This is a genomic window from Novosphingobium sp. BL-S-33 (assembly GCF_056857025.1).
In genome coordinates, this window is record NZ_CM166474.1 from 437,501 (window position 1) to 463,442 (window position 25,942).

At 64.7% G+C, this 25,942-nt stretch carries 23 protein-coding genes; 15 read left to right on the top strand and 8 right to left on the bottom strand.

The genetic code is table 11. The features are described from left to right. Window positions 1-5 precede the first annotated feature (5 nt). Complete coding sequence (locus tag AC1VVM_RS02040; protein WP_482955716.1) at window positions 6-1,481, bottom strand: carboxylesterase/lipase family protein; 1,476 nt, start codon at window positions 1,479-1,481, stop codon at window positions 6-8. 233 nt (window positions 1,482-1,714) lie between these two features. On the opposite strand from AC1VVM_RS02040, the gene AC1VVM_RS02045 reads away from it, so the two are divergent. The 4 genes from AC1VVM_RS02045 (at window position 1,715) to AC1VVM_RS02060 (ending at window position 3,770) form a co-directional block, all read left to right on the top strand. Beyond that, window positions 1,715-2,083, top strand: coding sequence for a DUF4870 family protein (locus tag AC1VVM_RS02045; protein ID WP_132390135.1), 369 nt, complete (start codon window positions 1,715-1,717; stop codon window positions 2,081-2,083). A gap of 28 nt (window positions 2,084-2,111) precedes the next feature. Further along, window positions 2,112-2,702: a hypothetical protein gene (locus AC1VVM_RS02050; RefSeq protein WP_482955717.1), complete on the top strand. Its 591-nt coding sequence runs from the start codon at window positions 2,112-2,114 to the stop codon at window positions 2,700-2,702. A gap of 122 nt (window positions 2,703-2,824) precedes the next feature. Continuing rightward, the gene (locus tag AC1VVM_RS02055; protein ID WP_482905039.1) at window positions 2,825-3,181 is read left to right on the top strand and encodes a PilZ domain-containing protein; all 357 of its coding nucleotides are present in this window, start codon (window positions 2,825-2,827) and stop codon (window positions 3,179-3,181) included. Between the two features lie 22 nt (window positions 3,182-3,203). Further along, the gene (locus AC1VVM_RS02060; protein WP_482905040.1) at window positions 3,204-3,770 is read left to right on the top strand and encodes a thermonuclease family protein; all 567 of its coding nucleotides are present in this window, start codon (window positions 3,204-3,206) and stop codon (window positions 3,768-3,770) included. 348 nt (window positions 3,771-4,118) lie between these two features. On the opposite strand, the gene AC1VVM_RS02065 is transcribed toward AC1VVM_RS02060, so the two are convergent. Continuing rightward, entirely contained in the window at window positions 4,119-5,171 is a 1,053-nt protein-coding gene (locus tag AC1VVM_RS02065) for a ribonucleotide-diphosphate reductase subunit beta (protein ID WP_132390125.1), read from the bottom strand. 318 nt (window positions 5,172-5,489) lie between these two features. Here AC1VVM_RS02065 and AC1VVM_RS02070 point away from each other — a divergent pair, with 318 nt between their 5' ends. Then, window positions 5,490-5,732 (top strand): DUF2171 domain-containing protein, encoded by a 243-nt coding sequence (locus AC1VVM_RS02070; RefSeq protein WP_243652682.1) that lies wholly within the window; start codon window positions 5,490-5,492, stop codon window positions 5,730-5,732. Between the two features lie 56 nt (window positions 5,733-5,788). Here AC1VVM_RS02070 and AC1VVM_RS02075 read toward each other — a convergent pair whose 3' ends face one another. After that, on the bottom strand, window positions 5,789-6,178 hold the full coding sequence (locus AC1VVM_RS02075; protein ID WP_132390121.1) for a PepSY domain-containing protein: 390 nt from the start codon (window positions 6,176-6,178) through the stop codon (window positions 5,789-5,791). 375 nt (window positions 6,179-6,553) lie between these two features. Here AC1VVM_RS02075 and AC1VVM_RS02080 point away from each other — a divergent pair, with 375 nt between their 5' ends. The 5 genes from AC1VVM_RS02080 (at window position 6,554) to AC1VVM_RS02100 (ending at window position 13,101) form a co-directional block, all read left to right on the top strand. Continuing rightward, entirely contained in the window at window positions 6,554-6,781 is a 228-nt protein-coding gene (locus AC1VVM_RS02080) for a DUF2171 domain-containing protein (protein ID WP_132390119.1), read from the top strand. A 191-nt stretch (window positions 6,782-6,972) separates the two neighbouring features. After that, window positions 6,973-9,399 carry a PQQ-dependent dehydrogenase, methanol/ethanol family gene (locus AC1VVM_RS02085; protein ID WP_482955718.1) on the top strand — a complete coding sequence of 809 codons (2,427 nt, stop codon included), beginning with the start codon at window positions 6,973-6,975 and terminating at the stop codon, window positions 9,397-9,399. A gap of 331 nt (window positions 9,400-9,730) precedes the next feature. Next, a complete protein-coding gene (locus AC1VVM_RS02090) occupies window positions 9,731-10,117 on the top strand; it encodes a hypothetical protein (protein WP_482955719.1) in 387 nt (128 codons plus the stop codon). A 73-nt stretch (window positions 10,118-10,190) separates the two neighbouring features. Continuing rightward, window positions 10,191-11,498: an MFS transporter gene (locus tag AC1VVM_RS02095; protein WP_132390115.1), complete on the top strand. Its 1,308-nt coding sequence runs from the start codon at window positions 10,191-10,193 to the stop codon at window positions 11,496-11,498. A gap of 91 nt (window positions 11,499-11,589) precedes the next feature. Continuing rightward, complete coding sequence (locus tag AC1VVM_RS02100) at window positions 11,590-13,101, top strand: alginate export family protein (protein WP_482905044.1); 1,512 nt, start codon at window positions 11,590-11,592, stop codon at window positions 13,099-13,101. Between the two features lie 587 nt (window positions 13,102-13,688). Here AC1VVM_RS02100 and AC1VVM_RS02105 read toward each other — a convergent pair. Both AC1VVM_RS02105 and AC1VVM_RS02110 read right to left on the bottom strand, forming a co-directional pair. Then, window positions 13,689-14,819, bottom strand: a complete 1,131-nt coding sequence (locus AC1VVM_RS02105; RefSeq protein WP_482955720.1) for a glycerophosphodiester phosphodiesterase — start codon at window positions 14,817-14,819, stop codon at window positions 13,689-13,691. 355 nt (window positions 14,820-15,174) lie between these two features. Beyond that, window positions 15,175-17,085: a ribonucleoside-diphosphate reductase subunit alpha gene (locus AC1VVM_RS02110; RefSeq protein WP_243652706.1), complete on the bottom strand. Its 1,911-nt coding sequence runs from the start codon at window positions 17,083-17,085 to the stop codon at window positions 15,175-15,177. A 942-nt stretch (window positions 17,086-18,027) separates the two neighbouring features. On the opposite strand from AC1VVM_RS02110, the gene AC1VVM_RS02115 reads away from it, so the two are divergent. After that, window positions 18,028-18,273 carry a GlsB/YeaQ/YmgE family stress response membrane protein gene (locus AC1VVM_RS02115; RefSeq protein ID WP_482955721.1) on the top strand — a complete coding sequence of 82 codons (246 nt, stop codon included), beginning with the start codon at window positions 18,028-18,030 and terminating at the stop codon, window positions 18,271-18,273. Between the two features lie 160 nt (window positions 18,274-18,433). On the opposite strand, the gene nadB is transcribed toward AC1VVM_RS02115, so the two are convergent. Continuing rightward, window positions 18,434-20,035: an L-aspartate oxidase gene (nadB, locus tag AC1VVM_RS02120; RefSeq protein WP_132390103.1), complete on the bottom strand. Its 1,602-nt coding sequence runs from the start codon at window positions 20,033-20,035 to the stop codon at window positions 18,434-18,436. Between the two features lie 98 nt (window positions 20,036-20,133). Beyond that, window positions 20,134-21,084 (bottom strand): ABC transporter ATP-binding protein, encoded by a 951-nt coding sequence (locus tag AC1VVM_RS02125; RefSeq protein ID WP_132390604.1) that lies wholly within the window; start codon window positions 21,082-21,084, stop codon window positions 20,134-20,136. Window positions 21,085-21,253: 169 nt separating this feature from the next. Here AC1VVM_RS02125 and AC1VVM_RS02130 point away from each other — a divergent pair, with 169 nt between their 5' ends. Continuing rightward, window positions 21,254-22,519: a cytochrome P450 gene (locus tag AC1VVM_RS02130; RefSeq protein WP_482955722.1), complete on the top strand. Its 1,266-nt coding sequence runs from the start codon at window positions 21,254-21,256 to the stop codon at window positions 22,517-22,519. 249 nt (window positions 22,520-22,768) lie between these two features. Here AC1VVM_RS02130 and AC1VVM_RS02135 read toward each other — a convergent pair whose 3' ends face one another. Beyond that, window positions 22,769-23,182: a winged helix-turn-helix transcriptional regulator gene (locus AC1VVM_RS02135; RefSeq protein ID WP_482955723.1), complete on the bottom strand. Its 414-nt coding sequence runs from the start codon at window positions 23,180-23,182 to the stop codon at window positions 22,769-22,771. A 120-nt stretch (window positions 23,183-23,302) separates the two neighbouring features. Between AC1VVM_RS02135 and AC1VVM_RS02140 the strand changes: the two genes are divergently transcribed. The 3 genes from AC1VVM_RS02140 (at window position 23,303) to tldD (ending at window position 25,879) form a co-directional block, all read left to right on the top strand. Next, window positions 23,303-23,872, top strand: a complete 570-nt coding sequence (locus AC1VVM_RS02140) for an FMN-dependent NADH-azoreductase (RefSeq protein ID WP_482955724.1) — start codon at window positions 23,303-23,305, stop codon at window positions 23,870-23,872. 258 nt (window positions 23,873-24,130) lie between these two features. Then, entirely contained in the window at window positions 24,131-24,343 is a 213-nt protein-coding gene (locus tag AC1VVM_RS02145) for a zinc-finger domain-containing protein (protein ID WP_132390095.1), read from the top strand. A 117-nt stretch (window positions 24,344-24,460) separates the two neighbouring features. Then, window positions 24,461-25,879: a metalloprotease TldD gene (tldD, locus tag AC1VVM_RS02150; protein ID WP_132390093.1), complete on the top strand. Its 1,419-nt coding sequence runs from the start codon at window positions 24,461-24,463 to the stop codon at window positions 25,877-25,879. The last annotated feature ends 63 nt before the right edge of the window (window positions 25,880-25,942 follow it).

Here is a 25,942-nt window from a genome sequence, read left to right on the forward strand (position 1 = left end):
CCGCCCTACTTCCCCCGCCCCGGCTCCACATCCCGCCCGGCCCAGACCACATAGCGTTCCGCCTCCGGGTTCGCCTCGAAACGGTCGGCAAGGTCATAGATCCGCACCTTGCGCGCCGTCTCCTCATAGCGCGGCCACATGTCGCCCGGATCGCCGTGCCGCACGAAATGCGCCACATGCGAACGCATCCGCCGCCCCAGCTCGGCCCGGCGGCCGCTATCTGGACCGCCCCGAACAAGCGCCATCTTGAGCCCGCTGAAAGGCCAGAACACCGTAAGATCGAGCCCGTGCGTGGGGCCGACCAGCGGATGGGAATAATCGAACCGGTAGAACCACGTCGGGCTGTGCCGGGCATGCCGCTCGGCAAAGTGGCGGGTGGGCATCATGAACGTGAGGTCGGACCCCAGCGCGATCCGCCCTTTGCGGCTGCGCGGATAAGCGGCGAGAATGCGCGCGGCCTGTTCGGGCTCGAACTGATCGTGCAACAAGGCTTCGAGATCCGGCCATTTGGTGGGCAGGATGTCCCCCGGCATCACGTCGAACAGCCGCACCTCATCGCGCGTGGCACCGGCCAGCAACGGAACCGGCGCAGCCGGAGACGCAAGCGCCGCTTCGAACGAGGCAGGCAGGACATCCCCGTCGTACCAGGGCGCGGCGGGAATGGCGTTCTTCAACTGCTTGCCGACGGCGGTCTGCCCTTCCATCAGCTCGGCAATATCCATCGACTTGAGGCGCTGCAGGCTCGACTGGTCCAGCCCCAGAACTTCGGCAAAGCGCCTTGCGTCGCGGATCGACCGCTCGCGATCATGGATCAGGCTGACCGCGCCGGATTGCATCACGGCGCCATGGAACAGCCCGCGCGCCAGGGGCGAAAGCAGGAGCAGCGAGACCGACATCGACCCCGCGGACTGGCCGCAGATCGTCACTTTGCCCGGATCGCCGCCGAAATCGGCGATATTGTCACGCACCCATTCCAGCGCCGCGATCTGGTCGCGCAGGCCGAGATTGGACGGGATCGCCGGGATTCCCAGCGCATCGCCGAAGTTCACAAAGCCGAGCACGCCGATCCGGTAATTGATGGTGACGACCACGATGTCGCCCTCGCGCGCCAGCCGGGAAGCGTCATAGGAATTGGCCCCGCCCGCAAGGAAAGCGCCGCCGTGGATCCAGACCATGACCGGTTTCGGGCCCCCTACACCGCCTTCTGGTGCCCCGCCCTCGGGACAATAGACATTGAGGTAGAGGCAATCCTCGCCATAGACCTCGCTCTCCAGCACATCGCGGCGGACTTTGCCGCCGAACTGCTGCGGGCATTGGCGCCCGAAGCGGTCGGCCGCGCGCACGCCCTGCCATGGCGGAACCGGGCCCGGCGCCTCGAAGCGTCCCGCCTTCGCATAGGGAATGCCCAGAAAGCGCGTCAGCCCCGGCTCCCCAACGCCGGACACTGTTCCGCTGCGCGTCTCGATCACGATCTCGGTCACGGCCTCTCTCCCCCTCGTTTCCGGCCGCGCTTCCGTGCCCTGACGTGGCGGCCGTGCGACGCCTGTGGTAACCCGGACCTGCCGCAAGACCAGCACCGAAATGCCGGTGCCCTTAGTGATCGCTCCGGTGACAGGCCCTATATCCCTTTGAGAAACATCACTTGCGCCGGGTTGGCAATAGGGGCAGCATTCCGCCTTGGGCCATCATGCCCGGACCATACAGGGAGAGCATCATGGACGATCTCGACCGCAGCACCTCGGGTTCCGGTTTCGAATTCAACCACCCGACCATCATCGCCCTGCTCTATCTGGCCTCTTGCGTGACCGGGGTTACCGCCATCGTCGGCATCGTGCTCGCCTATGTCTGGCGGGGCGAGGCGACCGGGGACGGAGACTGGCAGGCTTCGCATTATCAGTATCTCATCAACACGTTCTGGATCGGCCTGATCGGCTCGATCATCGGCGGCCTGCTGCTGATCGTGGTGATCGGCCTGCTGGTGCTGGCGGCCGTGGGCGTGCTGGTGATCGTGCGTTGCGTGATGAGCCTGCTCAACGCGCAGAAGCATCTGCCCATGCCCAATCCCGGCACCTGGACGGTCTGAGCGAAAGCCGCCACCGGGAGCGCTAGCGATGGGCCACGGCGCCGCATCAAGCGAGGTCTTCCTGCACGTTCGCGTGCTGGTGGGCGTCGTCCTCGGTCTGGCGCTTACCCGTCTGCTGTCCGGCATTTCGGGCATCGTCCAGCACCCCCGGCGGCGTCCGCTCTATCCCGCGCATCTGGCATGGGTGGCGGTGATTCTGGTGATGACCGTCCACTTCTGGTGGTGGGAGTTCGCGCTGGACCGCATCACCGTCTGGCGCTTCGAACTGTTCACCTTCGTCCTAGGCTACGCCTTCCTGCATTACCTGCTGGCCAGCCTGCTGTTTCCCGAGTGGATGGACGATTACGCCGGCTACGAGGATTACTTCCTGTCCCGGCGCGTCTGGTTCTTCGGCCTGCTGGTGGCCGTCTGCGCGGCCGACTGGATCGACACTTCGATCAAGGGAACGGCCTATCTCAAGGCGTTGGGCCCCGAATACCCGATCCGGCTGACCGTCTGCGCCGCCTTGTTCCTGCTGGCCGCGTGGACATCCAACCGCCGCTTCCACATCGTGCTGCCGCTGGCGTTCCTGGCCTATCTGCTAAGCTGGATCGGCCGTATTTATGAGATTCTGGGCTGATAAATTCAATCTTATTGCCGCATCGAGCAAGTCGCGGTAACCAATTGGTAATCATAGAGGATCACGCTCGATTCGGAGCAATAAAGTTCGAGTCAGGATCGGAAGACCGGGGGGCGCCGCCTGTGAGAGTGTTGAGATACAGCGCCCATCAGCGCTTCGCCGTACGCCGAAAGGCAACAATCCATCACGAAGGCCGCCGCATCGGCAGCGGCCTGCTTGTCGAACTTTCGCAGGAGGGCTGCCGCATCGGCTGCCTGTCCGACGCGGGCCAGAGCAATGTCGTCGCGCTCGAAATCGCGGATCAAGTGATCATCAAGGTCGATGGGGCACCGCCGATCGAGGGGCGCGTGCGCTGGACCGAGGGCGGCATACTGGGTGTCCGGCTGACACACGCCTTCCACCGCGCCGAACTGGACAGCCTGATCCGCACTTGCCGGGGCGAATTTGACGAAACCGAAGCGCGCGAATACGGGACCTGACCCAGCCCTCATTGCGTGAATCATGTTTTTTCGTCGCCGTTCCAATGTGATCCCTATCGCCGGGGCCCGCGATCCGCAGCAGGGCTATACGCGCCCGAAGGCGCCTCCAAGGTCGCGCCGTCTGCGTCTGTCGCCGATCTGGATCGTGGCCCCGCTCGCCATTGCGGCGGGGGTGTACTTCTGGCCCGGCGCACCGTCCGTCCGGCTCCCCTTCGCCGCCACCGTGCATGATACCGACGCCGCCCACTTCGCGCATTGCCACGGCCGCGCGCGCCGTACCTGCGTCGTCGATGGCGACACCATCTGGTACGAAGGCAAGAAGATCCGCATCGCCGACATCAATGCGCCCGAAACGAGCGAGCCGTCCTGCCCGCAGGAAGCCGCACTCGGCGCGCGGGCCACGGCGCGGATGACCGAGCTGCTCAATCAGGGTCCCTTCTCGCTCGAACCCTGGAACGATGGTCGCGATACCGACCGCTACGGCCGCCAACTGCGCGTCATTACGCGCGGCGGCCACAGCCTTGGTCTGGTGCTGGTGGACGAGGGATTGGCCGAGCGCTGGATCGGCTATCGCCGCAACTGGTGCTGAGGAAGCGGAAAAGCAAAACCCCGCATGCCGGTGATGCGGGGTTTCCGAAGCGGTAACGCCCCGGCGTACGGAGCCAACCGCAAAGAGGCCCGGGCTGTACGGCCAAATCCGTCAGCTACGATGTCGCGAAGCCTGCCCCAAAAACGCGTCATCCCCGCGAAGGTGGGGATCCCGCTTCTCTTGCGTAGAGCCGAGAGGTCCACAAGAAGCGGGGCCCCCGCCTGCCCTCCGGGCAGTTCATCCTGAGCGGCCGGCCTGCCGGCCAGCCGAAGGGCGGGGGCGACGAAGCCGTGGAATGGGCAACGCGTCATCCCTATCGGGCGTCTGCATCGCCAAAAACGGCGCGCCTTACTCGGCCGCCTGCGTGCCGCCGAACATGTCCGGTTCCGAGTGTTCCTCGACCACATCGACATCGTTGGCCTTCACCTTGCGACGCGAATCGAAGTTCGACCACACGGTGTTCCAATCGCCGCGGGTCGCGCCCTTCGAGTATTCCGTCGCGCGGGTCTCGAAGAAGTTGGCGTGCTCCACACCGTTGAGCAGCGGCTGAAGCCAGGGCAGCGGGTGCTCGTCGATCAGGTAGATCGGCTTCAGGCCCAGCTGGCCAAGGCGCCAGTCGGCGATGTAGCGGATGTACTTCTTGATGTCCTTCGGCGTCATGCCCGGAACCGGGCCGAGTTCGAAGGCGAGGTCGATGAAGTTGTCTTCCAGACGGATCGTGGTCTGGCACTGATCGGCAATGTCGTCCTTCACTGCCTTGGTCAGGCAATTCCGCTCCGCGCAGAAGGCGTGGAACAGCTTGATGATGCCTTCGCAGTGCAGTGATTCGTCGCGCACCGACCACGAGACGATCTGGCCCATGCCCTTCATCTTGTTGAAGCGCGGGAAGTTCATCAGCATCGCGAAGCTGGCGAAGAGCTGCACGCCCTCGGTAAAGCCGCCGAACATGGCGAGAGTGCGGGCGATATCCTCGTCGTTGTCGACGCCGAACTTCTGCAGGTAGTCGTGCTTGGCCTTCAGTTCCTCGTACTCAAGGAACATGCCGTATTCGCTCTCGGGCATGCCGATGGTGTCGAGCAGGTGCGAATAGGCGGCGATGTGCACCGTCTCCATGTTGGAGAAGGCGGTGAGCATCATCTTGATCTCGGTGGGCTTGAAGACGCGCGCGTACTTCTCGTGGTAGCAATCCTGCACTTCCACGTCGGCCTGCGTGAAGAAGCGGAAGATCTGGGTGAGCAGGTTGCGCTCATGCTCCGAGATGTTCTGCGCCCAGTCGCGGCAATCCTCGCCCAGCGGCACTTCCTCGGGCAGCCAGTGGATCTGCTGCTGCGTCTTCCAGAAGTCATAGGCCCATGGATATTCGAAGGGCTTGTAGGTCTTGCGGGCTTCGAGAAGGGACATGGGCGGACAACTCCGGTGCGCGATTCACATGGCGGCCCGGAACGATTCGCCAAGCGCCGATGACGGCGCGGCGCGGGTTCCGGGACGAAAACACTTCGCTTGCAGCACGATGGCCGAAGCAAGATCGCCAGATAACCAAAAAACACCTGACCTGTGGAGGCGCTCCGGCGAGTTACCAACAGCCGTGTGCGCACATATTGCGCCTCCGCCAATATGGGGACGCTAGCACTGGTAGACCAGAGGTGATTGCGCGACTCGCCGGATCGCGCGAGATTGCGGGCCTTGCAAGCCGGTATGACGGCCTTTGGAGGACATTTTATGAGCGATGACGGACAAACCTCCTGGCCCACCGAATCCGGTTTCGTGCGCAAGGGCATGACCGTGATCGATGCCGAAGGTGCCGTGCTCGGCGTGGTCGATAGGGTGGACGGTCAGGAAGTCCTGCTGGCCGAAGCCGGGCACCCCTTCATCACGGTGAGCGAGATCGACGGCATCGATGGTGAGCGGATCTTGCTCGCGCCGCGCGGGGACGCCACGTTCGGGCTGGGCGCGGAACCCTGAGATGAAAAGAGCGCCGGAATGGCTTCCGGCGCTCTTTCAAGCAGACCTGTGACCGATCATTTCCAGAACCAGCGCGGCGCCAGTTCCCGCCTGTTCCGGAAACGCCACATCTGCACGTAGAGCCAGATCCCCGAGAACGAGAAGAACATCAGCGCCAGCCCCGAAAGCACCGAGATCAGCGTGCCGATCGGGCCGAACGTCTCGCCCGAATGCAGGTGGTGGAACAGCCCCACCATCGAGCGCAGGCCGCCTTCCGGGCGCGGCGGCATGCAGCGCCAGCCTTCGGGGCAGACGAATCCCGGCGGCGGCGTGGCAGCCGCTTTCGCCTCGGCCGCCGTCTGTCCGGTGGGCCAGAGCGCCGCGACCTGACTCAGGACGCCGGTGACCGCGATCCAGAGAATGAAGATGCCGAAAAAGATCGAAAGCCAGCGATGCCATTTGCGCATGGTCGAATATGTCCCCGTCTCTGTGGATTGGTCGCACCGGAAAGAAGCGCGGATAAAAAGCGCGGGCGCCGCGCCTTCTCAAGCCGCAAATTGTCGCAGGGCCGACTGTTTGGAAATTCGCTGAAGGCGAATTTCGCGGCACCGGCCCACTCCCCCCCCCCGACCTCCCATCAGGATACACTCGTGGGTGGTCGGGTGGGGAGTGGGCCGGTGCCGCGCCGAAAATGCCCAATGGGCATTTTCCAAAAGAGACTCTAGCAGGCCCAATTTGCTTGGACTCCACGAACCGTGGCCCCGCTCGGACCAGTGACGGAACGAAGGCTCAAGCCCACCCGTTCTTCCTGCATCACACGCAAAAATTCGGGAGAACGTCTCATGTTCGAGAAGCTACGCATTCGTGAGCATATGGAAGTCGCCGATGCCGGCGGCCAACATGTCGGCACTATCGACGAGGTGAAGGATGACCAGATCAAGCTGACCCGGTCCGATAGTTCCGACGGTGCCCACCACTTCATCGCCTTCGATAATGTCGACCGGATCGAGGACAATCGCGTCTATCTGAAGGAAGGCACCCCCATCCCCATGGGCACTGGCACCCGCTGAATCCCCTGGGTGTCTGATGCCCGAGGGCCCCGGTTTTCCATGCGAAACATTCGCGCGGAGGGTCGGGGCCTTTCGCGTGGGCGATGAAGGACCTCAAGATATGATACACTCAGTATAGCAACTCTTCCCAAGGCGGCGCGCGGCTGATAGCCCTTGTCCCGAAAAGACAAAGACAATCCGGGGAAGAAGCCTTGAACGCACGTCCCGCTACCGCCGCGCTGCGCATTGCCCTTGCGGTGCTCGCGCCTCTGGCGCTGTCAGCCTGCCACAAACCCGCGCAGACCATCGAACAGGGGATGATCGCCGATCCCGACGAATGGCCGAGTTGGGGCCGCACGCCGGGTGAGACGCACTATTCGCCGCTGGACGAGATCAACACCGACACGGTCGGCAATCTCAAGCTGGCGTGGCATGCCGACCTGGAGCCGGGCTACACCGCCAGCACCCCGCTGATGGCGGAAGGCAAAGTCTTCCTCACCAGCGGCCACTCGCATATCCGCGCGCTCGACGCGGTGACCGGCAAGCAATTGTGGGAATATGACGGCGGCACGCGAGAGCGCGCGAAGTCGGCCTTGCAGATGAACTGGGGCAACAAGGGCATCGCTTATGACGCGGGCCACGTCTTCCTGGTCACCACCGACGGCTACGTGATCTCGCTCGACGCCAAGACCGGCAAGGAAGCGTGGAAGACCTACGACTATCCCGATCAGGCCCCGCGCAACTCCAACGGCGCGCCGCGCGTGTTCGGCGGCAAGGTCATCGTCGGCTTCGGCGGCGCGGACATCAGCCCCGCGCGCGGCTTCGTCTCGGCCTATGACGAGAAGAGCGGCAAGCTCGCCTGGCGGTTCTACACGACGCCGGGGGACGAGGTTTCGCCCGTCAACCAGAAGGCCGAAGCGGTCATGCGCAAGACATGGCCGAGCGGTTGGAAGAACCCCGACGGCACCCGGCGCGGCGGCGGCGGCACCGCGTGGAACGCGTTCAGCTACGATCCCGAACTCAACATGATCTACCTCGGCATCGGCAACGGCTTCCCCTACAACCAGAACTTGCGCAGCCCCGGTGGTGGCGACAACCTGTTCCTCGCCTCGATCGTCGCGGTCGATGCGAATACCGGCGAATACAAGTGGCACTATCAGGTCTGCCCGGGCGAGCAGTGGGACTGTACCGCCACCACCGATATGTCGCTGGCGACGCTGAAGATCGACGGCAAGGACCGCAAGGTGCTGATGCAGGCGCCCAAGAACGGCTTCTTCTATGTAATCGACCGCAAGACCGGCGAATTCATCTCCGCCGAGAAGATCGCCAAGGTGAGCTGGGCCGATCATGTCGACAAAAAGACCGGCCGCCCGGTCGAAAACCCCGGCATTCGCTATGCCGGCAAGCCCGGCATGTTCGAGATGTGGCCGGGGCCGACTGGCGCGCATTCGTGGATGCCGCAGGCCTACAGCCCGCAGACCGGCCTCGTCTATATCCCGGTGCTGGAGATGGGCGCGCTGATCGGTGACGGTCAGAACGGCGGCGGCGAGATCAGCAAGGGCATGGGCGTCACGCTGATCCCCGAAGTCGAGCTGCCCGGCGGCCACAAGAGCTTCCTGCGCGCCTGGAACCCGGTAACGCAGACGCTGGCCTGGGAAGTTGAACTGCCCGGCACCTGGCCCGGCGGCGTGATGGCCAGCGGCGGCGGGCTGGTGTTCGAAGGGCAAGTGGACGGCAAGTTCGTCGCCCGCGATGCGAAGACCGGCAAGGAACTCTGGTCGTTCAAGACCGAGAGCCCGATCGTCGGCGCGCCGATCACCTATCGCATGAACGGCAAGCAGTACGTCACTGTCATCACCGGCGCGGGCGGTCAGGGTGCGGGCATGCAGTCGCTCGGCAACGCGGCCTATCGCACCGACTATCGCTTGCCGCGCCGGGTGCTGACGTTCGCGCTCAATGGCACGGACACGATCCCGCCCTACACCTATGTCGAGCCGACCCCGCCGCAGGATCCCACTTTCAAGCCTGACCTCGCCAAAGCGCAGGCAGGGGCGATGCTGTTCGGGACCCGGGCCTGCATCGTCTGCCACGGCTGGAACGCCGTGGGCGGCGGCGCCGCGCCCGACCTCCGCTACTCGCCGATCATCACCGATGCAGCGACGTTCCGGCAGGTCGTGAAGGAAGGCGGGCTGAAGATGAACGGCATGCCGCCCTTCGCGGACATTTCGGACAGCGATCTGGAGACGATCCGCTTCTACCTGCGGGCCCGCGCTCAGGCGGCTCCTGCCGAGAAACAGGCGCTGCTGGACAAGGCCAAGGCGGCCGCGGCCAGCACCGCCAAGCCGCAGGACTTCGTGGGCAAGTGGGCCATCGTGATCCAGACCCCGGTCGGCCCGCAAAAGGCCGTGATGGACCTGACAGTGAACGGCAACGTGGTGACCGGCAAGGTCAGCGCCGAGCAAGGCACCGTCAACGTCGCGGGCGGAATCAAGGACGGCCGCGCGAAGTTCGAGGGCAAGGCCTCGATGCCGATGCCGATCACGGTCAGCTACGACGTGACCGTGAAGGACGGCCGGATGACCGGGGAGAACGCCAATGGGCCTTTCGGCACTTTCCCGCTGACCGGCGCGCGTCCCTGAAGACCGAATGAAAAGGGCGCCGGCAGCACATGCTGTCGGCGCCCTTTTTGCTGCCCGCCCGCCGCTTCAACCAAATACTCCGACGCGATCCCGCACCGCAAAATGGCGGAGCGATCGACTAAATCCCCTCCCCCTCCCAAAGAACTTCGTCGCCCCCGCGAAGGCGGGGGCCCCGCTGTTCTGGATCCACGCAGAGACGGCGGCGCAGCACGATCTTTCTGCGTCTCCGCGTCGCTGTGTGCTAAAAAGGACAAAAGCGGCAGGATCGGTGGGCTCCAGCACATCCGGGACCGCGCCGCATAGGAACGGATGCGGATAAAGGACAGCCCGCATGGACGAGCAGTCGGCGCACGCAGAGCGAATCGAACGCTCGTTTCTCGCTGTGCTTGACCGCAGCACCAAAGCTTATCGCCTCAACCACGCGCTCCACTCGCCGGTGGCCCCCGCCGCCCGAGCCGGCTTCCGCGCCGACGAGCAGGCCGTCCTCACCGCCTCAAAACTTACCACGGAAGAACAGTATCTTGTCTGCCGCCGCAATCGGCAGGGGCCGATTCCCAGCGGCGCAATCTCCTTCGGGCCGGAGAAACCGGCGGCAGTTTCGGGGCTATCCAATCTGCGCATTTGTGCCTCAATGCGTAGAGAGACGCTTGAGGACTCCATGAAGACCCGCGACCAGCAGCGCACATATTCGGTGGGGGCACCGGCCCGTGACGGCTGAACCGCCCTGAGACAACAAATACGACCGCGCCTGAAGAGCAAGACAAGCGGCAGCGGAACTACAGGAGAAGTGCATGGAAGACCCCCGCGCCATAATTGCGCGCGAACCGATGCATTACCGGCAGGTCATTGCCGTCGGCATCGCAACCGCGCTCAACGCCCTCGACGGCTTCGATGTTCTGTCGATCAGCTTTGCCGCGCCCGGCATTTCCAAGGATTGGGGTATCGATCGTGCCGCACTGGGCCTGGTGCTGTCGATGGAACTGTTCGGCATGGGCATCGGCGCATTCGTGCTGGGCAGCCTTGCCGACCGCGTCGGCCGCCGCCCCATGCTGCTCGCCTGCCTCGTCATCATGAGCATCGGCATGTTCATGGCATCCACCGCCAATAGCGTGCCGGTCCTTTCGGTCTATCGCCTGTTCACCGGCCTTGGCATCGGCGGCATGCTCGCCGCCACCAATGCGGTCGTTGCCGAATGCTCCAACGCACGCCGCCGCAACCTCACCGTCGCGATCATGGCGGGCGGCTATCCGATGGGCGCCATCGTCGGCGGCTCGGTCGCCGCCGGGCTGCTCGCCGCGACCGGCCGCTGGCAATCGGTCTTCGAATTCGGCGCCATCGTGACCGCCTGCTTCATCCCGCTGGTGCTCTGGCTGGTGCCCGAGACGATGGCCTTCCTGCTGCTCAAGCGCCCCGCCGGCGCGCTCAAGAAGATCAACCGCACGCTGGTCCTTCAGAACCGCCAGCCGCTGGACACGTTGCCGCCCGCCGATCCTGTCAAGGAACGCACCAGCGTTGCCGCGCTCTTCGCGCCGGGCCTTGCCAGCGTGACGATCATGCTGACCGCCGTCTGCTTCTTCCACATGATGACCTTCTACTTCCTGGTGAAGTGGATTCCGAAGATCGTCGTCGACCTCGGCTTTGCGCCGGCATCGGCGGGCGGCGTGCTGGTCTGGGCCAATGTGGGCGGCGCCATCGGCTCTGTCACGGTCAGCTTGCTCAGCCAGAAGATCGGCATTCGCCCGCTGGTGGTCTGCTCCATGGTCCTCGGCGCGATTGCCGTCGCCATGTTCGGACAGGGCTTCACGACGCTTGGCGGCCTTTCGCTGATCGCCTGCATCGCCTGCTTCTTCACCAATGCGGCCATCGCCGGATTCTATGCGGTGATCGCCCAGAGCTACCCTGCCGCCTTGCGCGGCGGCGGTACCGGACTGGTGATCGGCGTCGGCCGTGCGGGCGCCGCGTTCGGCCCGATTGCGGCAGGCCTGCTGTTCAATGCAGGCTGGGGCCTCGCGCCCGTCGCCATGACGCTGGCCTGCGGTACGCTGGTTGCCGGTGTCATTCTTTCGATGGTCCGTTACCGCGAGAATGCAGTCGCCTGACGGCCCGAAACCAAAAGAATGGGAACGGTCGGCCCCCTGCCGGCCGTCACCCATCTAAATTAGAAGCATGCTCCAGAGAGGATTTTTCACCATGCGCCCCCGCGCCCTGACCCTGCTTGCCTGCGGCACTGCCGCTGCGGCAACTTTCGCTTTCGATCCCGCACTGGCGCAGTCGGTTCCGCCCGACACCGCCAAGACCGACGAGAGCGGCACCCTTTCCACCCAGGCCCCTCCGGGTATTCGCCCCGCCAAGTCGCAGTCGCGCCCGGCCGAGGCCGTCCCCGGCGGCCGCCCCGGTCCTGCGGGCCTGCCGCAGAACATCCGCTGGACCGAGGACTGGTCCAAGCGGCCGGACGCCAACGCGCCGCTGCTGGAAAAGATCAAGCACATCCCGATCGCCAATGACGACGTCTACCTGACGCTCGGCGGCGAAGCCCGGGTCTATTACACCGACTGGAATCACTCGTCGCTCGGCCTCAAGCCGAACGACAACAACGATCCGGTCCAGTCGCGCCTGCGCCTGCTGGCGGACCTGCATGTCGGCCCGAACCTGCGCGCCTACCTCGAACTGGGCGACAACCGCGAGTTCGGCGAGCAGTTCCCCACCGTGCCCAACCGCGACAAGGTGGACATCTACCAGGCCTTCGTCGACGTGACGGTGCCGCTGGGCAAGGCCGGCAAGATCACCTTCCGCCCCGGCCGCTTCGAAATGCCGCTGGGCAATGGCAAGCTGGTGGGCGTGCGCGAAGGCCTGAACATGCGCTTCACCTATCAGGGCATACGCGCCACCTACATCCTGCCGGGCAAGGTCTCGGTCGACATGTTCGCGGTGAAGCCGATCCAGATCGATCCGGGCACCTTCGACGACGGCCCGAACCACGCGATCGACTTCCACGGCGTCTACATCAGCGCCCCGAACCGCATCGCCGGCTTCGGCACCGACATCTACTGGTACGAGATGGACCGCGAGCGGGCGACGCTGGCCGCCGGTGTCGGCCGTGACGACCGCAACAACTGGGGCGGCCGCCTGTGGAAGCGCGGTCCGCACTGGGACCTCGATCTTGAGAGCACCTACCAGAGCGGCACTTTCATCGGCAAGGACATCAAGGCCTTCGGCACGATGTTCGAAGGCGGCTACACTTTCGGCGAGACGGCGATGAAGCCGCGCGTCGGCCTGCGCGCCAACTACTTCAGCGGCGACAAGGACCTGACCGACAACAAGGTGGGCACGTTCGTCCCCGCTGCCGCTCGCCTGCCGCTGATCAGCGAGGCTGCGTTCTTCACCTTCTCCAACCTGATGGACCTCTACCCCTCGGTCACCATCAAGCCGACCCCGGCGATCACCGTGATGGCGGGCCCGGACTTCCTGTGGCGCGCGCGTGAGGGAGACGGCATTTACATCGGCCCCTCGGGCGCCAGCTTCGCGCCTTACGCCGGCAGCCGCACGATCGGTACCGACCTCAACCTCGAAGCCTCGTGGCAGGTCACCGACCGGATGGCGTTCCGCCTTTGGGAAACCTACTTCGCCGCCAGCAACTCGTTCCAGCAGAACGGCGGCAAGAACGGCAACTACTTCGGGCTGATGGCGAACTACAAGTTCTGAGCAGGACGCCGGATTTCGAGGAAAGGCAGGGGAGCGAAGGCTTCCCTGCCTTTTTTTTGATTCCAACGACCGCCGAGCGCGACTTCGCCGCCAAAAGCCGCCGGTCCGGACGCGCCGCCATTGCGGAAGCTGAAATGACGATGGAGGAACGGTAGTTACCCCCAAATCGTCATCCTGAACTTGTTTCAGGATCCATTTCGCGGGCCATTCCGAACGGCGACAGGAAGGGCGTGAGGGCGCGCGTTGCCGATCAAAGCGCAGCGCGGGTGGCTAGATGGATCCTGAAACAAGTTCAGGATGACGTGGATGAGGAGAAGGAGGAGGAAGTTTCGCATCTTCCCAAATCCGGCCATTCCGCGCGATCCTGCCAGGCGCCAAAACAGCCATCACCACTTCCCAATCAACCTGCCTACCTCCCAACCCGCTCAGGCTGAGCTTGTCGAAGCCTCCGGAGACGGGGCGCTGATCCCATATCCTTCGACAAGCTCAGGATGAGCGGAGTGGGAGGGAATGGGCCAGCTAACCCTCCAGGATCCTGAAGAGCGTGCCGGAACCTGGCAGCCATTCAGTACGGATCTGCCTTCGTATCAGCCCCGCCCGTCCACCGCCTGACGGCCAATCGCCGGATCGTCGGTGAAGAACGAGTCGATCCCCAGCGCCAGATAGCGACGGATTTCCGCGATGGAGCCCGCCGGATTGCGCGCGGTCGGCCCGGCCGCATTCCGCAGGTCGGTGGGCAGGAAATAATTCTCCGGACGGAACGTCCAGGTCGAAACCAGCAGCCCGGCGGCATGAGCGCGCTCGACAAGCCCGGTTCCCTGCGGCAGCAGCTTCCCGTCCTTGTCCCGCCCCAGCAGCGCGATGTTGTAGGGCGAAACCCAGTCGGCATACGTCGCCATCTCGGCCAGACCGGCATCGCTGTGCATCTCGTCGAACGTGGGGCCCGAGCCCTTGGCCACGCCATCGGCCGGACGCATCGTGCCCGGCATCGTCAATTGCAGAAGCTGGACATTGCCCAGCCCGTCCAGACGCGGCCGCAGCCACTTGAGATTGGCGATCTCGAAACTCTGCACGATCACCGGCGCGGACTGGAGATAGGCGCTGGCGTGGAGCCGGTCGAGAAAGCGCTGCTCCAGCGGCAGCCCGATCCCGGCGAAATAGGTCGAATGCTTGAGTTCGGGAATCACCCCGATCACCCGCCCGCGCGCGGCGGACTCGGCGGCGACGAAATCGGCGATCTCCTCGAACGTCACGACCTGAAACTTGCCGTCGAAGGACCGGCTTTCCGGCCGCAGCGGGCCCAGCCGCTCCTTCGCGCGCAGGGTCTTGATCTCCGCCAGCGTGAAATCCTCGGTGAACCAGCCGGTCACCTGCTCGCCATCGACGGTCTTGGTCGCCTTGCGCGCGGCGAACTCGGGCCGCACGGATACGTCCGTGGTCTCGGCGATGTTGTTCTCATGCCGGGCGATCAGCACACCGTCCCTGGTGCTGACCAGATCGGGCTCGATGAAATCCGCCCCGTCGGCAATCGCCTTGGCATAAGAACCCAGCGTATGCTCGGGCCGCCATGCCGAAGCGCCGCGATGGCCGATCACTAGCGGCTTGGCCGGACGCGCTTTCGCGGGCGCCGCCAGAACCTCCGGCGCGAAACCCGCGGCCAGCCCGACGCCCAATCCGGCACCGACCAGCGAACGGCGAGACATGCGGCTGTCGATCATCGGCGAGTGTCCTTGCAGGCGTTTCCCGAGGCCGGGCTAGGCCTTGGGAATGACAGATTTAGGTCAGAAGGAGTTGGAAGAAGAAGAAAAAGGAAGTCCTGGGGGATGATCCCCCAGACCCGCATCGTGTCCACGTCGCGCGTACAGAACTGTCGTCCGCCCCCTGCGGCCGAAGGCCATTCATGTCTCCCGACACCGCCATGGGCGAGCAACGCTGTTGGTCCGCGTGACCTAGACGGTAATGGGGGTGCAGGGGGGCCATGCTCCCCTGCTTTTCTTCTTGTTCTTCCAAAAGGAAAACGGCCCTCCAGCACAAAGCCGGAGAGCCGTCTCTCGGTGATCCTGTCAGCCTACCTTATTGGCAGGCAAGGCACTCGTCGTAGTCGGTCGTCTCGCCGATCTCGAACTTGGGTGCTTCGGGCGTATTGTCCGCCTCGACGCCGCCCGAGCCTGCGAAGCCCGCGCGCTGCACCGACTTCGAGCGCAGGTAGTAGAGCGACTTGATGCCCTTCTCCCAGGCCTGGAAGTGCAGCATCATCAGGTCCCACTTGTCCACGTCCGCCGGGATGAACAGGTTCAGCGACTGTGCCTGATCGATGTAGGGCGTACGGTCGGCCGCGAATTCGAGCAGCCAGCGCTGGTCGATTTCGAAGCTGGTCTTGTAGATCGCCTTTTCCTCGGGGCTGAGGAAGTCGAGCTGCTGGACCGAGCCGCCGTGTTCGAGGATCGAGTTCCACACATTGGTGGAGTCCTTCGACTTCGAGGCCAGCAGCTTCTGCAGGTAGGGGTTCTTCACCACGAAGCTACCCGAGAGCGTCTTGTGGGTGTAGATGTTCGCCGGGATCGGCTCGATGCAGGCCGAAGTGCCGCCGCAGATGATCGAGATCGACGCGGTGGGCGCGATCGCCATCTTGCAGCTGAAGCGCTGCATCACGCCCATGTCGGCCGCGTCCGGGCAGGCGCCGCGTTCTTGGGCCAGCAGCAGCGAGGCTTCGTCCGCCTTGGCGGCGATGTGCTGGAACATCTGCATGTTCAGCGCCTTGGCCATCGCGCTTTCGAAGGCGATGCCGCGCTTCTGGAGGTACGAGTGGAAGCCCATCACGCCCATGCCGACCGAACGCTCACGCGCGGCGGAGTAGCGGGCACGGGCCATCTCGTCCGGCGCGCGGTCGATATAGTCCTGCAGCACGTTGTCGAGGAAGCGCAGCACGTCTTCGACGAAGCGCTTTTCGCCCTTCCACTCTTCCCAGGTTTCCAGGTTGAGCGAGGAGAGGCAGCACACGGCCGTGCGGTCGTTGCCAAGGTGGTCGCGGCCGGTGGGCAGCGTGATTTCCGAGCAGAGGTTCGAGGTCGAAACCTTGAGGCCGAGATCGCGGTGATGCTTGGGCATCGTGCGGTTCACGGTGTCGGAGAACACCAGATAGGGCTCACCGGTGGCGAGGCGGACCTCCACCAGCTTCTGGAACAGCGAGCGGGCGTGGACAGTGCCGCGCACCGAACCGTCCTTGGGGCTGCGCAGATCGAAGTCCGTGCCGTCGCGGACGGCTTCCATGAACTCATCGGTCAGCAGCACGCCGTGGTGCAGGTTCAGCGCCTTGCGGTTGAAGTCGCCCGAAGTCTTGCGGATTTCGAGGAACTCCTCGATCTCCGGGTGCGAAACGTCGAGATAGCAGGCGGCCGAACCACGGCGCAGCGAACCCTGCGAGATCGCGAGGGTCAGCGAATCCATCACGCGCACGAAGGGAATGATGCCGCTGGTCTTGCCGTTGAGGCCGACCGGCTCACCGATGCCGCGCACGTTGCCCCAATAAGTGCCGATGCCGCCGCCGCGCGAGGCGAGCCAGACGTTCTCGGTCCAGGTGGCCAGAATGCCTTCGAGGCTGTCGTCCACCGAGTTCAGGTAGCACGAGATCGGCAGGCCGCGGCCGGTGCCGCCGTTCGAGAGAACGGGGGTGGCGGGCATGAACCACAGCTTCGAGATGTAGTCGTAGATGCGCTGGGCGTGGTCCTGATCGTCCGAATAGGCATCGGCCACGCGGGCGAACAGGTCCTGATACTTCTCACCCGGCAGCAGGTAGCGATCGTCCAGCGTTTCCTTGCCGAAATCGGTCAGCAGCGCATCGCGCGCATCGTCGGTGACGATGGTGAAGCGGCGGGCGTTGATCGTCTTCGAATCACTGACGCGCGGCGCGGCGACGGCCGTGGTGGCCGCTGCGAGGAGAGCGTCGGCCACCAGTGCTGCCGAAGCGGTATCGGTCTTATCCATGGCGATTGCCGGGCTCACGCCCGCCTCCTTTTCGTGTTTCGTGACCCTGTTCGCTTTTGGCGTCTTCGGGGCAGTCTTATTGGCAGCAGCCTTGTTGGCGGCAGTCTGGGCGGGTGCCTTTCCGGCACTGCCGCCCGTCATATCGAAACTGGTCAATTCAAAGCCGGGCATTTCCACCTGGCCGTCTTGCATCACATCGGAGCTGTTCACTTCAGCGTCGCTTCCGTTCCTGAAATCCACGTTTGCCCCCCGGTTGCTTCAAAATCGGCGTCATCGAAGCGCCATATGGCGCGTTCACAAATTCACATCGGAGCCGACCGCATCATCCGTGCGAGTCGCCGGGACGAGGGATCGAACCGGCTAGCACGGGCAGCACAAAAAGAGAACAAAATTCCCTGACCGACCCCGGCGCGAATAGTCCTGAAAACGTTGCACCGGGCCTGGAATCATTCCAACCGACCCCCCGCCGGTCCAGGAACGATATACCTAGGTCTAGATGCCCCGCGACCGACGCGCCACAACCCATAGTGCCCTTTCTGGTTTCCAACGCAAGTGGGGGGTTCGGTGCCCAAGGTCAATTGCGGAGCGGGGGTTTACATCGCGCTAGCCATCGCGACGCGTGGGAACTCCTTCATCGGCCATTCCCGCAAGGGTCAATCGGGCCCGTGGACACAAAAATTTTTCCACATAAAACGGCGACGAAGCGAATCGCATTTGCGACGAAATGAGAGGCCGCAAAACGGCTTTTCCAGACTGTCTAGGGACTTGGCGCGGGTTTTCCCCGTCTACTCGGTCCGCTCTGACTCGCTGGCTTCCCGCCGCCCCTCTCGCTGCGCTTCGACGGTGCCGGATCGCACTTTACCGAATGACGGCTTGCAACCGCTCTGCCATCGGACATTCCTACGCTTTGGAAATCGCGATTCTTCGAGGACATTCAATTCCATGATCAACCTGATCGGCGCCATCATCAGCGGCTTTATCATCGGCGTGCTGGCGCGCTGGCTCTACCCCGGCTTTGTGGACATGAGCTGGGTCGCGACGATTCTGCTCGGTATCGGGGGTTCTTTCGCCGCCGGGCTCATCACCACGCGCGGCGAACCCGGCTTCCAGCGCGCGGGCTGCCTGGCCTCGGTACTGGGCGCGATGGCGCTGATCTTCATCGGCCGCGCGCTGCATATCGGGATGTGAGAAGGGCGCCCCTAGCCCCGACCTGTCCAAACGGAAATCCGTCGCCCCCGCGAAGGCGGGGGCCCCGCTGCCTTTTCGCCACGCCGCAAGAACAAGCGGGATCCCCGCCTTCGCGGGGATGACGGGTCAGTATGGAAGGTTTGCTTTCAGACGCTCGGTCTCACGGCACCAGCACGGTGTCGTGCGGCGCCTCTTTCGTCACCGGATAATCCAGCGTGAAGTGCAGCCCCCGGCTCTCGTGCCGGTGCAGCGCCGAACGCACGATCAGTTCCGCCGTCTGGAGCAGGTTGCGCAGCTCGATCAGGTCGGTCGCGACGCGGAAGTGGCGGTAGTATTCCTCCACCTCGCCATTGAGCATCTGGATGCGGTGCATGGCGCGTTCCAGCCGCTTGGTAGTGCGCACGATGCCCACGTAGTTCCACATGAAGCGGCGGATCTCGGTCCAGTTCTGCTTGATGACGACTTCCTCGTCCGAGTCGGTCACGCGGCTTTCGTCCCATGGCCGAACCGGCGGCGGCGCGTCGAACGCGTCCCAGTGGTCAAGGATATGCGCCGCGCAGGATTCGCCGAAGACGAAGCATTCGAGCAGCGAGTTCGAGGCAAGGCGATTGGCCCCGTGGAGGCCGCTCTCGGTGCATTCGCCCGCCGCATAGAGGCCGGGCAGATCGGTCTTGCCGTCCAGATCGATGAGAATGCCGCCGCAGGTATAGTGCTGCGCGGGCACCACCGGGATCGGCTCCCTGGTCATGTCGATGCCAAGGCCCAGCAGTTTCTCGTAGATGTTCGGGAAGTGCTCCTTCACGAACGCCTCGGGCTGGTGGCTGATGTCGAGATGGACGTAATCGAGGCCGAAGCGCTTGATCTCCGAATCGATGGCGCGGGCAACGATGTCGCGCGGGGCCAGTTCCAGCCGCTCCGGATCGTAGTATTCCATGAAGCGCTTGCCGGTGCGCGGGTTGATCAGCCGCCCGCCCTCACCGCGCACGGCCTCGGTGATGAGGAAGTTCTTGACGTCGAGGTTGTAGAGGCAGGTCGGGTGGAACTGCATCATCTCCATGTTGGAGACGCGCGCGCCCGCCCGCCAGGCCATCGCGATGCCGTCGCCCGTGGCGCCGCTGGGCGCGGTCGAGAACTGGTAGACGCGGCCTGCGCCGCCGGTGGCGAGGATCGTGGCACGCGCGGTATGCGCTTCCACCCGGCCGGTCTTCTCATCGAGCGCGTAGACGCCCCAGACCCGGCCCGATCCCGAATAGCGCAGCTCGTGCCGCCCGGTGATGAGGTCGATGCACGACTGGCCGGGCAGCAGGGTGATGTTGGGATTGTCCTCCGCCGCCTTCAGCAGCGCGCTCTGCACCGCCCAGCCGGTGGCATCGGCGACATGGACGATGCGGCGATGCGAATGGCCGCCCTCGCGCGTCAGGTGAAGCGCATTGCCCTCCATGTTGAACGGCACGCCCAGTTCGATCAGCCGCTCGATCGCGTGGGGTGCGCGCTCGATCACGAATTCGACCGTCTCGCCCCGGTTCAGACCGGCGCCCGCGATCATGGTGTCGCGCACATGCTCCTCGAACGTGTCGCCGGCGTCGAGAACGGCGGCGATGCCGCCTTGCGCCCACGCGGTCGACCCGCCGGTGAGGCTGCCCTTGGCAAGGACGAGAACCTTCAGCTTTTCGGCCAGCGCCAGCGCGGCGGTCAGGCCGGCGGCGCCGGAACCGACGACGATGACGTCATAAGCAGGAGCGGCGACAGAATCCGTGGTCATGCCGGCTCCATGCCGAGACTATGCAGTATGCGCAATAATTAGCTTTGCATTCGTGCTTGCCCGGCAATCATGTTGCAGTGCAGCACGGTAGAGCGCGATCAGGCCGCCTGCGTGGAACTCGTCAGGCTGACGAAGACGTCCTCAAGGTCCGCCTCGCGCGTGGTCACGTCAACGATGGTGAAGCCCTGCGCCTGCACGGCCGAAAGGATCTCACCGGCATTGGCGCGGTCCTTGTCGTACGTGATCTGGAGCACGCGCTCGCCCGCCTTCTCGCACTTCACGAAGCCGGGGTGGCTGGGCAGTTCGGTCATGTCGCGGTCGAGCGTGAGCACGATGATCTTCTCGCGCGCCATGCCGACCAGTTCGCGCGTCGGCTTGTTGGCGATCAGTTCGCCGTGGTTGATGATGGCGATGCGGTCGCACAGTTCCTCGGCCTCTTCGAGGTAGTGCGTGGTCAGCACAATGGTCGCACCTTCGTGGTTGAGCTCGGTGACGAGTTCCCAGAGCTGGCGGCGAAGCTCCACGTCCACGCCTGCGGTCGGCTCGTCCAGCACCAGCACCGGCGGCTGATGGACCAGCGCCTTGGCGATCAGCAGGCGGCGCTTCATGCCGCCCGACAGGGTGCGGGCATAGGCATCGCGCTTGTCCATCAGGTGGACGGCGCGCAGCAGGTCCTCGCTGCGGCGCAGGGCCTTGGCGACGCCGTAGAGCCCGGCCTGATTCTCCAGCACCTCGAACGGGGTGAAGAAGGGATCGAAGACGATCTCCTGCGGCACGATGCCGATCGAGCGCTTGGCATTGCGCTGGTGCTTGTCGATGTCGAAGCCCCAGATATCGATGGTGCCCGAAGTCTTGCGAACCAGCCCGGCCATGATGTTGATCAGCGTGGACTTGCCCGCGCCATTGGGGCCCAGCAGGCCGAAGATGCCGCCCTCAGGCACATCGAACGACACGCCTTTCAGCGCCAGCTTGCCCTCTCCGCTGCCGGCGGGGGCGTAACGCTTCTTGAGATCGCGGATGGAGATGGCGGCGCTGCTGCTGCTGGTCATGCGCAGCATGTGGGACAGGATCGCCTGCCAGTAAAGGGCGCGCAGACGCCCTGCGAGAGCAATTGCGCGACAATTGCCCGATTGACCTGCACGCCTCGGGCAAATACGATCCAATGTATATCACAAATGCAGACGACTCCGATCTGCACCGCGACAGGAGAGCGAAGCCATGGCCACGGCAACTCTGGACACCGAACCCGACTATTTCACCGACCACGCGGTGCTGCTGGACCCTTACGACTATTTCGAACGCCTGCGCGCCCACGGCCCGGTCTGCCGCATGCCGGGCCGCGACATCCTGCTTGTCACCGGCTTTGCCGAGGCGCTCGAAGTGCTGCTGGACGCGCGCGATTTCTCCTCGTGGCTCAATCCCGATCCGCTGACGCCGCTGCCCTTCCCGGTCGAGAGCGACGATATCGCGGCCCAGCTGGCCAGCCATCCCAGCACCGAGATGGAACTGCTGGTGTCCTACGACGGTGACCGCCATGCCGCCGCGCGGGCCCTGCTCAATCCGCTGTTCGTGCCGTCGCGCCTCAAGGCGAACGCCGCCTTCATGCGCAGCTATGCGCAGGACATGGTGCAGGAGATCCTGGCACGCGGAAGCTGCGAACTGGTGGGCGAAGTGGCCACGCCCTTCGTCACCATGGTCATTGCCGACCTGCTGGGCGTGCCCGCCGAAGACCGCGAGGCGTTCCGCGCCCTGATCGACGCGGCGCCGCCTCCGGGCAACATGGATGCCGGCAATGACGGCCAGTCGATCCATCCCCTGCTGGCGATGGCGGGCTACTTCGCCCGCTACGTGGCCGAACGCCGGGCCCAGCCGCGCGACGACGTGATGACCGAGATGGCGCTGGCCACCTACCCCGACGGCTCGACGCCGGAGGCCATGGAAGTGGTCAAGTCCGCGATGTTCCTGTTCGCGGCCGGGCAGGACACCAGCGCGAAACTGATCGGCAATGCACTGCGGCGGCTTGCCGAGGACCAGCCGCTCCAGCAGCTCCTGCGCGAGGATCCGTCGAAGATCGGGCCGTTTCTGGAAGAAGTGCTGCGCCTCGAAGGTTCGACCAAGGCGACCTTCCGCATCGCCGCGCGCCGCACGAAGATCGGCGACGTGGAAGTGGCGCCCGGCCAGCGTATCGTCGTGTCGCTATCGGCCGCCAACCGCGATCCGCGCCGCTGGGAAGATCCCACCGCTTTCGTGATCGGCCGCCCACGCATCAAGGAACACCTCGCCTTCGGACGCGGCGCGCATACTTGCGCCGGGGCGCAGCTTGCCCGCGCGGAAGTGGCGGTCCTGCTCGAATGCCTGCTCGCAGCGACCCAGGCGATCATGCTCGATGAGGCCCACCACGGCCCCGCCGACGCGCGCCGGGTGGAATACGAGCCCAGCTACATCATTCGCGGGCTCGCCGATCTACATCTGAAATTGGCGTAAGGGGGATGGGGCCGGGTGTCGTTTCACCCGGCCCCATCCCGGCCAGACGACGTCGCCCCCGCGAAGGCGGGGGCCCCGCTGCCTTGCGTCCAGCCCGAAGATAAGCGGGGTCCCCGCCTTCGCGGGGATGACGAGGGTTGGTGGTGCGAATGTGGAGGATGCGAATGAAGGGCTGTCGCAGCTTCGGAAGCCTGCCCTTTCGTCATTGCGAGCGTAGCGAAGCAACGACGAAGATGGAAAGGCGCCGCCTCAAACCCCGTCGGTGCGGCTGTCGTAGAACGCGCGACTTGCCTCGATCGATGGGCGATTGGAAACCGCCCAAGCCCCCAGCGCCTTGACCGGTTCCGCCAGCGAGCGGCCGAGATCGCTCAGCGCATATTCGACGCGCACGGGAACGCTGGCATGGACGGTCCGCACCACCAGCCCGTCACGCTCCAGCGCCCGCAGGGTGCGAGACAGCATCTGCTGCGAAATGCCCTCGATCCCGCGCTTCAGCTCGTTGAAATGGCGATTGCCCTCCAGCAGCGTCATCACCACGAGCATCGACCACTTGTCGCCGACACGCGCGAGAATGTCGCCGACCATGCGGCAACTGCGGGCCGAATGGACGACTTCGACGACGGGCTCGATTGCCTCGGCGGGCTCAAGGGTAGTCAGCTTCACGTTACCTGGTCCTGAAAAAATGCGCTCTTGGCGGGCGTCGCAGTGCAACATAGCTATGCCCAGTCATTTTTCCAGACCACCATTTTTCCAGACTGCCTATCCCAACTGAGGTACTCCCCCATGAAGCTTCTCCATCTCGATTCCAGCATCCTTGGCGAAAATTCGGTCAGCCGCGCCGTATCGGCCGCCATCGTCGCCACGCTTACGCAGGCAGATTCCTCGCTGGAGGTCAGCTATCACGACCTCGCCGCAGAGGCGCTGCCGCACCTGACGCTCGACGTGCTCGGCAACCCCGACGGCACGCCCGAACTGGCCGAATTCCTGGCCGCCGACGTGATCGTGATCGGCGCCGGCATGTACAACTTCACCATCCCCAGCCAGCTCAAGGCGTGGTTCGACCGCGTGCTCGTGGCCGGCAAGACCTTCCAGTACACCGCCGAGGGTCCGCAGGGTCTGGCCGGCGACAAGAAGGTCTTCGTGGCCCTGTCGCGCGGCGGTTTCTACGGTGAAGGCCAGCCCGGCGCCGCTGTCGAGCATGCCGAAAGCTACCTGCGCGCGGTGCTCGGTTTCGTGGGCATCACCAACCCCGTGTTCGTGCTGGCCGAAGGCATCGCTGTCGATGCCGAAACCCGCGAAAAGGCGGTTGCGGGCGCCCTCGCCGAAGCCGGTGCGCTGGCCGTTCCGGCCTGATAGCTGCTCGTCTGCTTCCAAATGCGCGAATGCGCATTTGGAATGCGGCACCGGCCCTCTCCCCCACCCGACCGCCCATCAGGATACGCTTGTGGGTGGTCGGCCCCCTCAGCGAAAAGGTCCCCCGGACCTTTTTGTGTTCTTCGGGACGGGAGAGGGCCGGTGCCGCGAAATTCGCTCTTGGCGAATTTCCAAACAACCAGCCTTGCGCATTTGCCCGCTGGAAATTCTTCCAGAGGCTTGGTAATCGGCCGGTCCATGAGCACGCAGCCCGAAACCGTCATCACCGATTCCCACCGCGTTTCCTGCGACGGGGCCACCGACATCCGCTCGAACGGGACCTACAAGGCCTCCGCGCTGGGCCATCCGCGCGTCTGGCTGGAGATCGACGAGAAGGGCTATGTCGAATGCGGCTATTGCGATCGCCGCTTCGTCCTGAAGGACGGCCCTGCCGACCAGCAGGCCGCCTGATCGTTTCGTTTTACCGGGTCGGACAATGGGTCCGCCCGGTACCTTTCCCCGCTTCCTGACCCGGCCTCTTTCTTCTCTTTCATTGCCTCCTGCCGGGCGCACCCTATATCCCGGTGCATGACCGGCCTCGATCCACGTTCGCTCCTCTACCGCCAGCTTTCGCCCGAAGAGGCACAGGCACTCGCCCGCGAGACCCTGCAACGCTGCGAGGACGGCGAACTCTACATGCAATTCATGGCGACCGAGGCCTTCGGCTTCGACGACGGACGCCTCAAGACCGCCGACTATTCGCGCGATGCCGGCTTCGGCCTGCGCGGGGTGACGGGCGAGATGACCGGCTTCGCCCATGCCAACGAGATTTCCGCCGCCGCCATCCGCCGCGCCGGCGAGACGCTGCAATTGCTCGATCCCGCCACCGGCCAGCGCCCCGGCCCGCCGCCGCGCAGCAACCGCCACCTCTATACCGATGCCTCGCCGCTCGACCTCGTGCCGTTCGAGGACAAAGTGCGCCTGCTCGAACAGATTGACGCCGCCGCCCGCGCGCGCGATCCGCGCGTCTCGCAAGTCAGCGCCAGCCTGACCGGCCAGTGGTCGGTGATCGAGATCGTGCGGCCCGACGGCTTCATCGCCACCGACGTACGCCCGCTGGTGCGCCTCTCGGTCTCGATCGTCGCGGAAAGCAACGGCCGGCGCGAGACCGGCTCGTTCGGCATGGGCGGCCGCCACCTTTACGACACGCTGTTCGATCCCGCGAACTGGAACCGCGCCATCGACATCGCGCTGGGGCAGGCGCTGGTGAACCTGGAAAGCATCGACGCCCCGGCGGGCGAGATGACCGTGCTGCTCGCCCCCGGCTGGCCCGGCGTGATCCTGCACGAAGCGGTCGGCCACGGCCTTGAGGGCGATTTCAACCGCAAGGGCACCTCCGCCTTCTCCGGCCGCATCGGCGAGCGCGTGGCGGCGCCGGGCGTGACGGTAATCGACGACGGCTCCATCGCAGACCGGCGCGGCTCGCTCTCGATCGATGACGAGGGCACGCCCACGCAGGAAACCGTGCTGATCGAGGACGGCATCCTCAAGGGCTACATGCAGGACCGCATGAACGCGCGGCTCATGGGCACCACCTCCACCGGCAACGGCCGGCGCGAGAACTATGCCTATGCCCCGCAAGTCCGCATGACCAACACCTTCATGAAGTCCGGCAACGACGATCCCGCCGAACTGCTGGCGCGGATGAAGAACGGCATCTTCGTGAAGTCGATGGGCGGCGGCCAGGTCGATATCGTCTCGGGCAAGTTCGTGTTCTCGTGCAACGAGGCCTACAAGGTGGAGAACGGCAAGCTGGGCGCCGCGATCAAAGGCGCGACGCTGATCGGAGACGGCCCCACCGTGCTCACCCGCGTCACCGGCATCGGCAACGACCTTGAACTCGATCGCGGCGTAGGGATCTGCGGCAAGGGCGGCCAGAGCGTTCCGGCGGGCGTGGGCCAGCCGACGCTGCTGGTGGAAGGCATCACCGTGGGCGGCACGGCGTGACGGCGAACCGCCCCCTACGTACGACGGTCATTGAGGGTTAAGCCTGTCCGTGGCATTGTTTTC